Source organism: Phenylobacterium sp., assembly GCF_041920015.1.
In the GTDB taxonomy this organism is placed as follows: domain Bacteria; phylum Pseudomonadota; class Alphaproteobacteria; order Caulobacterales; family Caulobacteraceae; genus Phenylobacterium.
Window position 1 is genome coordinate 1 of the sequence record NZ_JAYRST010000007.1, and the last position, 14,063, is coordinate 14,063.

Below are 14,063 nucleotides of genomic sequence, written 5' to 3' on the forward strand. Positions count from 1 at the left end.
TGGGGGGGGTGGGTGGCCCCCCCCCCCCTTTTCGTTTAGCCTGACCGCCCATGTGCAACGAGTTCCAGCGCAACAAGCAGCTTCAGGACGCCATCGAGGCGTTCGACCGGCGCGGCCTGGCTCGTTTTCGCTGGCGCCAGGGGCTGGTCTCCAACCTCGGCCCCCAGCCGTCGATCCGCATCCGCGACAGCGCCTTTGTGGTGCGGCTGGCGGAAGGCATGCTGGAGGGCGCCGTGCTTACCTGGGCCTGGCCGGGTCCGCGCGGCGCGTCGGTGTTCAACTTCCGCTCGGAGGGGCGCGACTTCTCGCGCAGCGACCGGGTGCTGGTCCTGGCCGACGGCTTCTTCGAATACACCGCGCCCCGGGCGGCGGGCGTGAAGCTGAAGGACCGCCACCTCTTCACCCGGGCCGGCGAAGACTGGTTCTGGATCGCGGGCCTCGTCCAGGACGGCTGCTTCTCGCTGCTGACCACCGCGCCCGGCCCGGACATCGCTCCCTATCACGACCGCCAGATCGTCACCTTCGCCCCGCAGGCTGGCATGGACTGGCTGACCCTTTCGCGGCCGCAGCGTGAGTTGCTGGCGCCGACCCCGGCCGGCGGCCTGGTCGCCCGCACCCTGCGCTGCGACGGCGTGGAGATGGGTTAGAGGGCCGCCTCGCGGTTGCGGTCCAGCGCTTCGCGCATGGCCAGGCTGAGCTGTTCGGCGCGGAAGGGTTTGCGCAGCAGAGGCCAGGCCAGTTCGCTCGCCCCTTGCGCAAGCCGCTCGCCCGCATAGCCGGTGGTCAGCACGATGGGCAGGCGCGCGTCGCGGGCGTGGGCCGCGCGGGCCAGTTCCACCCCGCTCATGCCGCCGGGCATGACGATGTCGGAAATCAGCAGGTCGTAGCGCTCGCCGCCGTGCAGGCGCTCCAGCGCGGCCGGCCCGTCCGCCGCGCTCTCCACCTGGCAGCCCAGCTCGGCCAGCAGGCTCTCGGTCATCGCGCGCACCGCCGCATCGTCCTCGACCAGCAGCACGCGCACGCCGCGGCCCCAGTCGCCCAGCTCGCCCGGAGCGGCGGCCGCCTCGGTCTTCGTCCCGCCGGGCGCGGCGGGCAGGAAGAGCCGCACGGTGGTCCCGAACCCGACCGAGGAGTCGATGGTCACCGCCCCGCCGATCTGCTTCACGAAGCCATAGACCTGGGCCAGGCCCAGCCCGGTCCCCTTGCCGACCTCCTTGGTGGTGAAGAACGGCTCGAACGCCCGCTCCAGGGTGGCCGGCTCCATCCCCGCGCCGTTGTCGGAGACGCTCACCACCACGAAGTCGCCCGCCAGGGCCTCGGGCGCCTCGTCCACGGCCTGGGCCATGCGCTCGACCGCGATCTCGATGTCGCCGCGCCCGGGCGGCGTCGCGTCCACGGCGTTCACCACCAGGTTCAGCAGGGCCGCCTCGAACTGCGCCGAATCCAGCAGGCCGGCGCCGACCGGCTCGGGGCAGCGGATGCTCAAGGTCACGTCCTCGCCGATCGCCCGCCGCACCAGCGGTTCGATCTGTTCGATCAGCGCCTGGACCTCCACCGCCTCCAGCTTCAGTTCCTGGCGGCGTGAAAAGGCCAGCAGTTGGCGGGTCAGGCGCTCGCCCCGCCGCCCGGCGGCCAAAGCCGCCTCGGCCAGCCGCGTCACCCGCGCGGTGTCCTGCGGATTGGTCAGGATCATGTCCAGCCCGCCGATCACCACGGTCAGCAGGTTGTTGAAATCGTGCGCGACCCCGCCGGTCAGCCGCCCCACGGTCTCCAGCCGTTGGGCCTGGGCCAGGGCCGCCTCGGCCTCCACGCGCTGGGCGATGCTCCGTTCCAGCTCCCGGGTGCGTTCGGCCACGCGGGTCTCCAGCAGGCTCCGCGCCTCGATGATCTCGGTGACGTCGCTGCAGGCGCCGAACCAGCGGCGCACCTCGCCGTTTCGCCCGCGCATGGCGCTGGCGCGCGCCTGCACCCAGCGCCATGCCCCGTCGGCCCGCCGCAGCCGGTGCTCGATCGCATAGGGCAGGCCGCCGTTCACCGCCTGTCGCCAGGCCTGGGCGACCGCGTCGCGGTCCTCCGGATGCACCGCCTCCAGCCAGGCCTCCCCCCGGTGCGCCTCGGCCGGGGCGCCGGTGAAGGCGATCCACTGCGGGCTCAGATAGTCGTAGGCTCCGTCGCTCTGCGCCGACCAGATCAGTTGCGGCAGGCTGTCGACCAGCGCCCGGACGCGCGCCTCGCCGGCCCGCAGGGTGTCTTCGGAGATGCGCTGGGCGGTCACGTCGCGAAAGGTCACCGCCAGGCCGTCCAGCAGGGGCATGGCGCTGGAGCGGAAATGCCGAATCTGCCCGTCGATACGGCGCGCCACCTCGATATCGTCGGCCGCGCCGGCGTCGAACACCGGGCGCAGGCGCTCGATCATCAGTTCGGCGAGGTCCGGCGGCAGGATGTCGCCGATGGCGCGGCCGGCGAAGGCGCCCGTTCCCGCCGGCGCCATGCGCTCGGCGGCGGGGTTCGCATAGACGCAGCGGAAATCGGCCAGCCGCTCCTCCTGCCAGATGGGCTCGAGGATGATGAAGCCGTCCAGGGCGTGTTCCTGGAACACCCTGAAGCGGGTCTCGATCTCGGCCCCGTGCAGTACGGCGGTGCGGATCGCCCGGCCCACCAGCACGGTGGCCCCGGCCGTCGCCAGGAAGAGGGTGGTGTAGATCGCCCAGGCCGGGGTCGGCCAGAGCGCGGCGACCAGGGCCGTGCTCATCAGGGTGGCCAGCATGCCGCCGCGGGCCCCGGCGGCCAGGGTGGCCAGCAGCACGGCGGGATAGAAGGTCATGTAGTTGGGGAACGGGTCGATCATGTCGCCCAGCCCCGCTTCCAGCCCGATGCGCAGGAGGGCGGCCACCGCGACGGACCCGAGCACGGCGAAGGCCGCGGCGGTTGGACGTCCGAGAGCGGCGATCGACCGCTGCGCCCACCGTCCCATCATGGCGCGATCAGCCTCCCCTGAAATTTCCCGCGTTTACCGAACCCCCAAACGGCGCCGCCGTAAAGCGCGGGCGCGCCAAACGGCAAGGGGCCGCGGTCGCCCGCGGCCCCCTTTGGTCAGGTCCGTGAGGGTCCGATCAGCGCGGAGCCATACGGATGGCGCCGTCCAGGCGAACGTCCTCGCCGTTGAAATAGCCGTTGGTGATCATCTGCAGGGCCAGGGACGCATAGTCCTCGGCGTTCCCGAGTCGCTTGGGGAACGGCACCGAGGCGGCCAGGGCTTCCTTCACCTGCGGCGGGGCGGCGTTCATCAGCGGTGTATTGAAGATGCCCGGCAGGATGGTGTTCACGCGGATGCCGTCGCCGGCCAGGTCGCGGGCGATCGGCAGGGTCATGCCGACCACGCCGCCCTTGGAGGCCGAATAGGCCGCCTGGCCCATCTGCCCGTCCTCGGCCGCGACCGAGGCGGTGTTGACGATGGCGCCGCGCTCGCCGTCTTCCAGCGGCGCCAGGTCCAGCATGCCCTTCGCCGACTTGGCGATGCAGCGGAAGGTGCCGACCAGGTTGATCTGGATGATCAGGTTGAAGGCGTCGAGCGGGAAGTGCTTGGCCTCGCCCGTCTGCTTGTCGCGGCTGGCGGTCTTGATGGCGTTGCCGGTGCCGGCGCAGTTGACCAGGATGCGCTCCTGGCCGTGGGCGGCGCGGGCCTTGGCGAAGGCTGCGTCCACTTCCTCTTCCGAGGTGACATTGACCTTGCAGAAGACGCCGCCGACTTCCTTGGCCACGGCCTCGCCCTTGGCTTCGTTCATGTCGAAGATCGCGCATTTCACGCCCTGGGCGGCCAGGGCGCGGACGGTGGCCTCGCCGAGGCCCGAGGCGCCGCCGGTCACGACCGCGGCGATGGAGGAATCGAGTTTCATGGACGCTTGGCTCCCGTTCACGTCTAATGGGTCTTGTTGGTCCAAGGCTTAGCCCGATGAGCGCGAACTCAAAAGCGTCACCCCGCGTCAACGGCGAGGCTTTCGATGCGAAGGCCGAGCTCGATCCCTCGCGCGCCATGGTTCCCGCGGTCGCGCGGGTGAACGAGCGGCGTGTCGCCCGCGGCTTCTGGCCGAAGATCCGCCGCGTGGCGGCCAAGGTTCCGTTCGCGAGCGACGCGCTCTCGGTGTGGTTCTGTGCGAAGGACCCGCAGACTCCGGCCCGCGCCAAGGCGCTGATGATGGCCGGGCTGGCCTATTTCGTCCTGCCCACCGACGCCATTCCCGACGTCCTGGCCGGCATCGGCTTTACCGACGATGCGGCGGTGTTCGCCGCCATGCTGGCCCTGGTCGGCCGGCACCTGAAGCCGCGTCACCGACAGGAAGCCCGCGAGGTCCTGGAGCGCCTGGCGCGCGAAGGTGACTAGCCGGCGCTCTCTTCGGTCAGCTTCGCCTGCCGCGCCGCCTTGGCGAGCTGGGCCTCGCGCCAGGTGATGAAGAGGGTCGAGCCGACGACCACGGCCGCGCCGGCCACCGTCCAGACGCTGGGGACCTCGTGGAACAGGGTCAGGCCGACGATCACCGTGAAGACCAGCCGCGTATAGTCGATGGGGGCCATGGCGGCGGCGTCTCCGATCGCCATGCCCTTGATGTAGCAGCCCTGGGTGATGGTCCCCAGCACGCCCATCAGGCCCAGCAGCGCGAGGTCGACCGGCTCGGGCCAGCGCCAGTCGAGGAAGGCGCCGGGCAGGGCCATGACCAGGCCGAGCGTCGCCGACCAGACCAGCAGCACGGTGGGCGAGTGGTCCTTGGTCATCACCTTCATGCCGGTGATGGTGAGGGCGAACAGGAAGGACGAGGCTAGCATGGCGATGGCCGGCCAGCCGACCGCGAACTGGCCGCCGACGCCCGGCCGCAGCATGATCAGCACGCCGATGAACCCGACCACCGCCGCGCCGATGCGCAAGGGTCCGACCGTTTCGCGCACCACCAGGGCCGCCAGCGGCACCAGCCACAGGGTCCGGGTGAACGACAGGGCGTTGGCGTCGGCCAGCGGCATCTTCTGGAAGGCGTAGAACGACAGGATCATCCCCAGTGTCCCGGCCGCCGACCGGAAGATCAGGATGCCCGGCCGCGTGGTCGCGAAGGCGGCGCTGCGCCGTCGCACGATGATCGGCAGCAGGATGATGAAGCCGGCGATCTGGCGGTAGAAGGTCTGCAACGCCGCCGAATAGTCGTCGCCCAGGAATTTGATCAGCGTCGTCATGGCCGTGAAGCCCAATGCTGAGGCGAGCATCCACAGCGCGCCGTGGACGTTGCGATCCAGGGGCGGACGGGCGGGCCTAGGATCTGCGCTCACGGATCCAGCCGGTGATCGAGAGGCGGGGGCCGGCGGCGAAGCTGGCGACCTGGGTCACCGAATGCACCTGCGGCACGCGGAAGATGTTGAGGGCGTTGAAGGTCGGCGTATAGGCCTCGGCCACATGACCGTCGGCGTCGTGGAACGCCAGCAGGCCGCCCCAGTCGGCCCGCCAGGCCGGGGTGAAGTTCATCACATAGGCGAACAGGCGGTTCTTGCCTTCCACGTCGTCGTCGTGGGCGGTCAGGAAGTCGCCGGGGCGATAGCGCGTCGCCTGGGCGTCGGCATAGGCGGGGCGGGCGTCCCGCGTGACCGCGCCGATGAAACCCAGGAAGGCCTGGCTGTTCAGCAGATCGTAGACCGCTTCGAGCGGCGCGAGGGCGCCGCCGCTCCGCTGACCGCTCTCGACGATGTCGGACAGCCGCCAGGCGTCGAACTGGTATTGGAACCCGCTCTTGCCGCCCTCCACGAAGGCGGCGTCGAGGGCCGCGCGCTTGTCGGCGGGCATGGCCTCCAGGGTGTCGAGCGCGAAGTCGTAGCTCTTGCCGCCGACATGCATCGACTTGTGCCAGGGCGTGGGCCCGGCCAGGGCCTGGCCTACCGCCTTGGCCTGGGCCTTCGGCAGCAGGCCGGGCAGGTGCAGGCGGCCGTGGCGCGCAAAGGCGCCCGCCAGGCGTTCGGGATCGAGCCCGCCCGCCAGCGAGAGGCCGCCTGTCGCCAGGCTCAAGGCTGGACCGGCGTGAGGTCGCCCAGGATGGTGGCGAAGGGCGAGATCATGCTGGCGTCCCACGAATGGCGCCCGCCGACCGTGATGCCGCCGTCGACCACGATATGCGTGCCCGAGACGAAGGCCGCCGCATCGGAGGCGAGGTAGAGCGCCGCCTGGGCGATGTCGTCCGGCAGGCCGGCTTTCGGCACCGGCTGGGCGCCGGCCGCGTTCTCGGCCACCCGCGCGGCCATCTGGTCGGCGACCTCCCGCGGCAGGCCGAACGAGGCGCCGAAGATCGAGGTGGCGATCAGTCCGGGGCAGATGGCGTTGACGCGGATCTTCTGCGGCGAGAGCTGGGCCGCGGCCACGCGGCTCATATGGATCACCCCGGCCTTGGCGGTCGAATAGGCGATGGGGCCGAAGCCCGCCTGCAGGCCGGCGATCGAGGCGGTGTTGACGATCGAACCGCCGCCGCGCTCCAGCATCAGCGGGACGGCGTGCTTCATGCCCAGGGCCGGGCCGCGCACCAGGACGTCGAAGATCCAGCTCCAGCCCTCGGCGGTGATCTCCGCAATGGAGGTCATGCGGTCGGAGATGCCGGCGTTGTTGAACAGGATGTCCAGCCCGCCGAATTCGCTCTTGGCCGTCTTCAGGGCCGCTTCGATCTGCGCCTCGTCGGTGACGTCGCAGTGGGCGTAGGCGACCTTGCCGGGAAAGCGCTTCTCCAGCATCGCGCCCTTGTCGTCCTGGATGTCGGCGGCCACGACCTGCGCGCCTTCGGCGACGAACAGCTCGACCGTTCCCAGCCCGATCCCCGATGCGCCGCCGGTGATCACCGCCACCTTGCCGTCCAGACGTCCCGCCATGCTTCACTCCCGTTTCTTATGTGATCGGCGATAACTAGAGGGCGGGGCGGGCGGCGTCGAGCGCGTTCGCGGCGCCGGAGGGCGCGGCCCTCCGGCGCGGCAGGTTCACCCGACCGTGACGACCACCTTGCCCATCGCCTTGCGGCTGCCCAGGTGGGCGATGGCGTCGGCGCCGCGTTCCAGCGGGAAGCGCTCGGAGACGTGCGGCTTGACCTTGCCCTGGGCGTAGAGCTCCAGCAGTTCGTCGATGCTCTTGGCGAAGGCTTCGGGATTGCGCGCCGCCCAGGTGCCCCAGAACACGCCAACGATCTGGCAGCCCTTCAGCAGGGTCAGGTTCAGCGGAATCTTCGGGATGTCGCCGGCCGCGAAGCCGACCACCAGGTAGCGGCCTTCCCAGGCGATGGCGCGCAGGGCCGGCTCGGCGTAGTCGCCGCCGATGGCGTCATAGATCACGTCGAAGCCGTTTTCGCCGCCGGCTTCCTTGAAGAGGGCGCCCAGCGCCTTCTGGCCGTCGCGGTCGAACGGGCCGCGGCCATAGACCACGCCGGCGTCGGCGCCGTGCTTGATGGCCAGGTCGACCTTCTCCTGGCTGGAGCAGGCGGCGATCACCCGCGCGCCCATCGCCTTGCCCAGCTCGACGGCCGCCAGGCCGACCCCGCCGGCCGCGCCCAGCACCAGCAGGGTCTCGCCGGCCTTCAGGTCGGCGCGGTCCTTCAGGGCGTGCCAGCTCGTGCCATAGGTCAGGATGAAGGCCGCGGCGATGTCGTGCGGCATCGCATCGGGGATGTGCCACAGGCGGTTGGCCGGCAGCAGCACCTCCTCGGCCATGCCGCCCGAGCCGGTGTTGGCCAGGATGCGGTCGCCGACCTTGACGTTGGTCACGCCCTCGCCGACGGCCTTGACCACGCCCGACAGCTCGCCGCCCGGCGAGAACGGGCGCGGCGGCTTGGCCTGGTACTTGTCCTCGATCATCAGCACGTCGGGGAAGTTGACGCCCACCGCCTTGACCGAAATCACCGCATAGCCGGGCTTGGCCTCCGGCGCGGGAATGTCCTCGACCACCAGGGTTTCGGGCCCGCCGACAACCTTGCTCAGCACCGCCTTCATGTCGCTCTCCCGCGTCTCTAAATCCAGTTGGCGCGGACGCTAGCGCAGGGGCAGGACCGGAGGAAGGGGCGTGTCGAACATTTGTTTGATTGGCGCTCGCGGTTCGCGCGGGCCGTTCCATGCAGAGCCGCGGCGCTGCGGCCATTTTGAATAAGCGCCGCTCTGCCCTATATTCCCGGACTTCCAGACAGCGAGCATCCCTTGGGCGTCACCCTCGATCTTTCGCGCGGCGCGGCCGCGCCGGCCGTCGTGAAACCGAACCTCTCGGGCCTCACCCGCAAGGCCTTGGCGCAAGCGTTGATCGACGCTGCGGTCGTGCGCCCGGACAAGGCCAGGATGCGCGCCAGCCAGCTCTGGCGCTGGATCCACCACTACGGCGTCACCGACTTCGCCGCCATGACCGACGTGGCCAAGGAGACCCGCGCGGCCCTGGCCGAGGCCTTCGTCCTCGACCGCCCCGAGGTGGTCGAGCGCCAGGTGTCCAAGGACGGCACCCGCAAGTGGCTGATCCGCATGGCCCCGGGCATCGAGGTCGAGACCGTCTATATCCCCGACGTCGGCCGCTCGGGCGCGCTCTGCGTCTCCAGCCAGGTCGGCTGCACGCTCAACTGCACCTTCTGCCACACCGGCACCCAGGCCCTGGTGCGCAACCTGACCGCCGCCGAGATCGTCGCCCAGGTGCAGATCGCCCGCGACGACCTGGCCGAATGGCCCTCGCCCAAGGAGGACCGCCGGCTCTCGAACATCGTGTTCATGGGCATGGGCGAGCCGCTCTACAATCTCGACAACGTCGCCGACGCCATCGACATCATCGCCGACGGCGAGGGCATCGCCATCTCGCGCCGCCGCATCACCGTCTCGACCTCCGGCGTCGTGCCCGAGCTGAAGGCCCTGGGCGAGCGCACCCAGGCCATGCTGGCCATCTCGCTGCACGCCACCAACGACGACCTGCGCGACGTGCTGGTGCCGCTGAACAAGAAATATGACATCGCCACCCTGATGGAGGGCGTCCGCGGCTATCCGGGCCTCTCCAACACCCGCCGCGTGACTTTCGAGTACGTGATGCTCAAGGACGTCAACGACAGCCCGGCCGAGGCCAAGGCCCTGGTCAAGCTGCTCAAGGGCGTTCCTGCCAAGATCAACCTGATCCCGTTCAATCCCTGGCCCGGCACGAACTACGGCTGCTCGGACTGGGGCGCGATCGAGAGTTTTGCGGCCATCTTAAACCGCGCCGGCTACGCCTCGCCGATCCGCACGCCGCGCGGCCGCGACATCCTCGCCGCCTGCGGCCAGCTCAAGAGCGAGAGCGAGAAGCTGCGCGCCAGCGCCCGCCGCAAGCTGGCCGCCGAAGCCGGCGAGGCCATTGCCTAGGCCCGCACGCCCCGGCTAACCATTCGGCCCAGTAACCTTTCCTCCTGACGGGACGCCCATGCCGCCAGAGCTGCAATCGCCGGAAATCCAGGCCTTCGCCAACGGCTTCCCGATCGCCCTGATGCATATCGGCGTGACGGTGGCGATCCTCATCGCCGGCGTGCTGATCTACATCCTGCTGACCCCGCACCGCGAGATCGCCCTGATCCGCGAGGGCAATGCCGCCGCGGCCCTGTCGCTGGGGGGAGTGCTGGTGGGCCTGGCCATCCCGCTTTCGGCCTCGCTGGCCGGGTCGACCTCGGCGCTGGAGATCGGCATGTGGGGCGCGGCGTGCGTCGCCCTGCAACTGCTGGTCTTCCGCCTGGTCGATCTCCTGTTGCGCGGCCTGCCCCAGCGGATCGCCGAGGGCGAGGTGGCCGCCGCCGCCCTGCTGGTGGGGGCCAAGCTCGCCACGGCCCTGATCATCGCCTCGGCCATGGCCGGGTGACGGCCCAGAGCCGATGCACTTCCCCAAGCTCCCCGATTGGCTGGTCTATGCGGCGGTGGTGCTGGCCCTGCTGATCGCCGCCGTGGGCCGGCAGGAGCGGGCCGACGCCCCGCCGCCCCCGCCGCCGGTGGCGGGAGGCGAGGGCTTGCCGCTGGGGCCCGCCTCGCCCTTCGACCCGCAGGTGGTGGTCGATGTGCCGGGCAAGGCCGAGCCGGGGATCGGCACCGCATTCTCCGTCTCCGACAGCGGGGTCTGGGTCACCGCCCGCCACGTGGTCGACGGCTGCACCCAGACCGCCATCGTGGTGGCCGAGGGCCGCGGCGTGGAGGCCCAGGTCCATATCGACCCGCGCGGCGAGGCCGCCGTCCTGGTCACCGAGGGCGGCGCCCCGCCCCTGCCGCTCGGCCTCGACCAGACCCTGCGCCGCGGCGACCGCGCCTTCCATCCCGGCTATCCGCAGGGCGAACCGGGGGAGGCGACCTCGCGCCTGCTGGGCCGCGAGAACCTGGAGGTGCGCGGCCGGGGCGCGCGCACCGAATCCGTCCTGGTCTGGGCCGAGACCGGCCGCACCGACGGGCTGAAGGGCACCCTGGCCGGCCTCTCCGGTTCGCCGGTGCTCGACCGCGCCGGCCGGGTGATCGGCGTGACGGTCGCAGAAAGCCCCCGCCGGGGCCGCATCTACACCGCCGCGCCCGAGACCGTCGCCGGCGCCCTCGCCGCCACCCACCAGCGCGCCGCCAAGTTCGCCGTCGGCGAGCCGATCACCGTCGACAACTACGGCCGCGTCGCCGACACTCTGCGCCGCGACCTGCGCGTCGCCCAGGTGATCTGCCTGAAGGCGTCGTAGGGACGTAGGATACGAAGACCGCGAAGGACTCGAAGACCGCCAAGAGGCCTGCGCCGAATGGCGCGTTCCATCCCTCCGCTCCGACAGGCGATCTCTATAACGTCTTCGGCTGTGGGTTCAGCCTGGCCACCGCAAAGGCGAGCGCGATGCCGATCAGGCCGATTAGGGCCGAATAGATGAAGAAGGTCACATAGCCCGCGCCCAGGGCCGCGGCCGAAACCCCCGACTTCTCCATGGCGCTGGCGAAGGTCTCGGCGGGCAGGTTCGCAAACAGCGGCTTGAAGGCGGCGAACAGGCCCCCGGCGTCGGCGGCGGCCGCCGCCCCCTCGACGATCCGCCCCGATTGCGAGGCGATCAGCTTGCCCAGCAGCGCATAGAGCGAGGAGAACAGCGCATACTGCGTCGCGGTGAACCCCTGGCCGGTCAGGCTGGACATGTAGGCGATCAGGCAGGTGCCCGAATAGCCCGAGGCCACATTGTCGATCCCGATCGCCGCCGACAGCGCCCAGAGCTGCGGCCCCTGGGTCGCCAGCCAGGCGAAGACCAGGTTGGAGATCGGCCCTGCGAAGGCGCCGGCGACCATCGAGCGCATCAGGCCGAACCGGGCGATGCTGAAGCCGCCCAGGCCCACGCCCAGCACCGACATCACCGCCCCCAGCACCTTGCGCACCTCGGCGATCTCCAGCTTGGAGAAGCCCATGTCGAGATAGAACGGGTTCATGATGTTGAGCACGAAATCGCTCAGCCGATAGACGCAGATCAGCGCCAGGATCAGTCCCGCCGCCTGGCCGTAGCGGGCGAAGAAATTGGCCAGCGGCGCGCCCAGCGCCACGCTCAGATAACGGCCCGGCCGGGTCTTGAGCCCCGGCGCCGGGCGGGCGGCGAGATAGATCACCAGCGCGCCCAGCACGACCCCGCCGATCTGGGCCGCGGCCCCCCAGGGCTTGGCCGTCCAGAGTGCGGCCACCTGTTCTCCCGCGCCAGGCAGGCCCAGGGCGTTCAGCCCCGCCGTCAGCAGGGCCGCATTGCCGGCCAGGCCCGAGCCCAGCACCAGGGCGCCGAGCGCGAACAGCGCCAGCCGTACGATCCATTCGGCCAGGTCGCGGCCGGGCGCGGCGGGAATGTCGCCGGTGTCGATGGCGCGGATCTCGTGCTGGGCCTCGCGCGGCGCGCCCAGCACCCCGGCGACGCCGATCAGCATCAGCACCGCCATGATGGCGTAGGAGGTGTTCCAACCGGCGTATTCCGACAGGGCCAGCGGTACGACCCCGGCCACGATCATCGCGATGCGATAGCCCCACTGATAGGCCGCCGCCATGGCCCCTTGTTTCTCGGTCGCCGCAGCCTCGATCCGCCAGGCGTCGATGACGATGTCCTGCGTCGCCGAGACGAAGCCGACGAACACCGCAAACAGGGCCATCAGCCCCAGCCCCCGCGCCGGATCGCCGCCGGCGATGGCCCACAGGCCCAAGACGATCAGCGCCTGGCAGGCCAGCATCCACGACCGCCGATGGCCCAGCCACTTGGTCAGCAATGGAATCCTCGCCCGGTCGACCAGCGGCGCCCACAGGAACTTCAGCGAATAGGCGAGGGTGGCCAGGCCGAAGAAGGCGATCACCTCCAGCGACAGGCCGGCATCACGCAGCCAGGCCGACAGGGTGTCGAAGATCAGCAGGTTCGGCAGGCCCGAGGCGAAGCCCAGGGCCAGCATCACCAGCGAGCGGCGCTCCAGATAGACGGCCAGCGCCGCGAGCGTTCCAGGCTTCTCGGCGGCCGGCTCGGAAGCCTGGCTTTCGGTGGTCATTGCGGCGATCGCCCTGCTCTCGCGGGGACGGCCCCCGGCGTCAGCCGAACTTGGCGCGCTCCGGCGGCGCCGTCCAGTCGGGCGCGGCGACCCAGCGGGCCAGGGCCGCGCGCAGAGCATCCGGCGTCAGCGGCTTGACCAGGAAGTCGTCCATGCCCGCCGCCAGGCAGGTGCGGCGATCCTCTTCGAAGGTGTTGGCGGTCAGGGCCACGACCGGGGTCTTCACGCCCAGCGCCCGCGCGCGGCGCGCCGTCTCGACGCCCGAGAGGCCCGGCATGCGCATGTCCATCAGGATCAGGTCGTATTCCCCGACCGCCAGGGCGGCCAAGGCTTCCTCGCCGCCGCCGGCCTGGTCGACGCTGCAGCCCTCGCGGGTCAGCAGCGTCCGCGCCAGCAGCGCGTTGATCGGATTGTCCTCGACCAGCAGCACCCGGCGGCCGGGCGCCGCGGCGGGGGCGACTCGGTCGTCCACCGCGCCCGCGCCGTCGCGTTCGGCCTTGCGGCGCGAGGCCAGCACCCGTTCGGCCAATGAGGACCGGCGCAGCGGCTTGATGAGGTAGCCGGCGTAGCCGGCCGCGCGGTGCGCCTCGATCTGGCCGCGCTCCTCAGGGGTCAGCAGGACCAGGGCCGTGCGGCCGGCCGGCGCGCCCGCGCCCGCCAGGTCGCTGTCGACCAGCACCACGTCCGCGGCCTTGGTCATGGCCAGGGCCGCCTCCAGCGTTTGCGCGGCCACGGCCCGGCCGCCGGCCGCCTCCACCTGCCGGCGGGCGGCTTCGGCGGTGACGGGATTGGCGCTGGCGATCGCCACCGTGCGGCGGGCCAGGGGCCGCGCGCCGCTTGTGGGCGACTGATCGAAGGCCGCCTCGAACCAGAAGGCCGCCCCCCCAAGGCTGGCGGTCTCCACCCCGACCGTGCCGTCCATGGCGCTGGCCAGCTTGCGGGCTATGGCCAGGCCCAGCCCCGCCCCGCCCAGTTGCACGTCGCGCAGCGGGTCGGCCTGCTCGAAGGCTTCGAAGATGGTCTCCCGCGCCGCTTCGCTGACGCCTGGCCCGGAATCCTCGACCGTCAGGCGCAGGCCGCGCGGCGTCTCGGCGGCCGTGACCAGCACCCCGCCCTCGGGCGTGAACTTGATCGCGTTGCCGGCGAAGTTCAGCAGAATCTGGCGCAGCCGGCCCTCGTCGGCGACCACGCGCCCCACATCGCCCGATGTGGCCCAGGCGATCTCCAGGCCCTTCTCGTGGGCGCGGGGCGACAGCAGTTCGCACACCGAGCGCAACAGCGCCTCGACCTCGAACTCGGCCGGATGCAGCTCGATCTTGTCGGCGCCCAGCCGCGCGAAATCCAGCACGTCGTTGACCAGGCCCAGCAGGTGCTCGCCCGATTCCCGCAGGGCCACGACATAGGCCCGCTGCTCGTCGGTCAGCCCGGTGCCCTCCAGCAGCCTGGCCATGCCCAGCACCCCGTTCAGCGGCGTGCGGAATTCATGGCTCAGGGAAGCGAGCTGTTCGGCGCTGACACGCGCGCCCTGGGCGGTCTTCGGGCTCATCGCCCTAGGGTTA

At 71.0% G+C, this 14,063-nt stretch carries 13 protein-coding genes; 5 read left to right on the forward strand and 8 right to left on the reverse strand.

The features are described 5' to 3' along the window. Positions 1–50 precede the first annotated feature (50 nt). Positions 51–647 carry an SOS response-associated peptidase family protein gene (locus ACE3TL_RS02765; protein WP_374577147.1) on the forward strand — a complete coding sequence of 199 codons (597 nt, stop codon included), beginning with the start codon at positions 51–53 and terminating at the stop codon, positions 645–647. Here ACE3TL_RS02765 and ACE3TL_RS02770 read toward each other — a convergent pair. Together ACE3TL_RS02770 and ACE3TL_RS02775 are read right to left on the reverse strand one after the other, a co-directional pair. Then, positions 644–2,911: a PAS domain-containing protein gene (locus ACE3TL_RS02770; protein WP_374577148.1), complete on the reverse strand. Its 2,268-nt coding sequence runs from the start codon at positions 2,909–2,911 to the stop codon at positions 644–646. The genes ACE3TL_RS02765 and ACE3TL_RS02770 overlap by 4 nt on opposite strands. Positions 2,912–3,113: 202 nt before the next feature. Continuing rightward, positions 3,114–3,896, reverse strand: coding sequence for an SDR family NAD(P)-dependent oxidoreductase (locus ACE3TL_RS02775; protein ID WP_374577150.1), 783 nt, complete (start codon positions 3,894–3,896; stop codon positions 3,114–3,116). A 56-nt stretch (positions 3,897–3,952) separates the two neighbouring features. Here ACE3TL_RS02775 and ACE3TL_RS02780 point away from each other — a divergent pair, with 56 nt between their 5' ends. Further along, positions 3,953–4,381, forward strand: a complete 429-nt coding sequence (locus ACE3TL_RS02780) for a YkvA family protein (RefSeq protein WP_374577151.1) — start codon at positions 3,953–3,955, stop codon at positions 4,379–4,381. On the opposite strand, the gene ACE3TL_RS02785 is transcribed toward ACE3TL_RS02780, so the two are convergent. The 4 genes from ACE3TL_RS02785 to ACE3TL_RS02800 form a co-directional block, all read right to left on the reverse strand. Then, entirely contained in the window at positions 4,378–5,250 is an 873-nt protein-coding gene (locus ACE3TL_RS02785; protein ID WP_374577225.1) for a DMT family transporter, read from the reverse strand. The genes ACE3TL_RS02780 and ACE3TL_RS02785 overlap by 4 nt on opposite strands. A gap of 46 nt (positions 5,251–5,296) precedes the next feature. Then, a complete protein-coding gene (locus ACE3TL_RS02790; RefSeq protein ID WP_374577153.1) occupies positions 5,297–6,040 on the reverse strand; it encodes a 2OG-Fe(II) oxygenase family protein in 744 nt (247 codons plus the stop codon). Next, positions 6,037–6,888: an SDR family NAD(P)-dependent oxidoreductase gene (locus ACE3TL_RS02795; protein WP_374577154.1), complete on the reverse strand. Its 852-nt coding sequence runs from the start codon at positions 6,886–6,888 to the stop codon at positions 6,037–6,039. The genes ACE3TL_RS02790 and ACE3TL_RS02795 overlap by 4 nt, the downstream gene beginning before the upstream one ends. 105 nt (positions 6,889–6,993) lie before the next feature. After that, positions 6,994–7,995, reverse strand: a complete 1,002-nt coding sequence (locus ACE3TL_RS02800; protein ID WP_374577155.1) for an NADPH:quinone oxidoreductase family protein — start codon at positions 7,993–7,995, stop codon at positions 6,994–6,996. A 201-nt stretch (positions 7,996–8,196) separates the two neighbouring features. Between ACE3TL_RS02800 and rlmN the strand changes: the two genes are divergently transcribed. Genes rlmN through ACE3TL_RS02815 form a run of 3 tightly spaced genes read left to right on the forward strand, consistent with a single transcriptional unit; the run spans position 8,197 to position 10,700 of the window. Then, entirely contained in the window at positions 8,197–9,366 is a 1,170-nt protein-coding gene (rlmN, locus tag ACE3TL_RS02805) for a 23S rRNA (adenine(2503)-C(2))-methyltransferase RlmN (RefSeq protein WP_374577156.1), read from the forward strand. 58 nt (positions 9,367–9,424) lie between these two features. Then, entirely contained in the window at positions 9,425–9,853 is a 429-nt protein-coding gene (locus tag ACE3TL_RS02810; protein WP_374577157.1) for a DUF350 domain-containing protein, read from the forward strand. Positions 9,854–9,866: 13 nt separating this feature from the next. Next, positions 9,867–10,700 carry a serine protease gene (locus tag ACE3TL_RS02815; RefSeq protein WP_374577158.1) on the forward strand — a complete coding sequence of 278 codons (834 nt, stop codon included), beginning with the start codon at positions 9,867–9,869 and terminating at the stop codon, positions 10,698–10,700. 94 nt (positions 10,701–10,794) lie between these two features. Here ACE3TL_RS02815 and ACE3TL_RS02820 read toward each other — a convergent pair whose 3' ends face one another. Both ACE3TL_RS02820 and ACE3TL_RS02825 read right to left on the reverse strand, forming a co-directional pair. Then, positions 10,795–12,504, reverse strand: coding sequence for an MFS transporter (locus tag ACE3TL_RS02820; RefSeq protein WP_374577159.1), 1,710 nt, complete (start codon positions 12,502–12,504; stop codon positions 10,795–10,797). A 40-nt stretch (positions 12,505–12,544) separates the two neighbouring features. Next, a complete protein-coding gene (locus tag ACE3TL_RS02825) occupies positions 12,545–14,050 on the reverse strand; it encodes a response regulator (RefSeq protein WP_374577161.1) in 1,506 nt (501 codons plus the stop codon). Positions 14,051–14,063 lie beyond the last annotated feature (13 nt).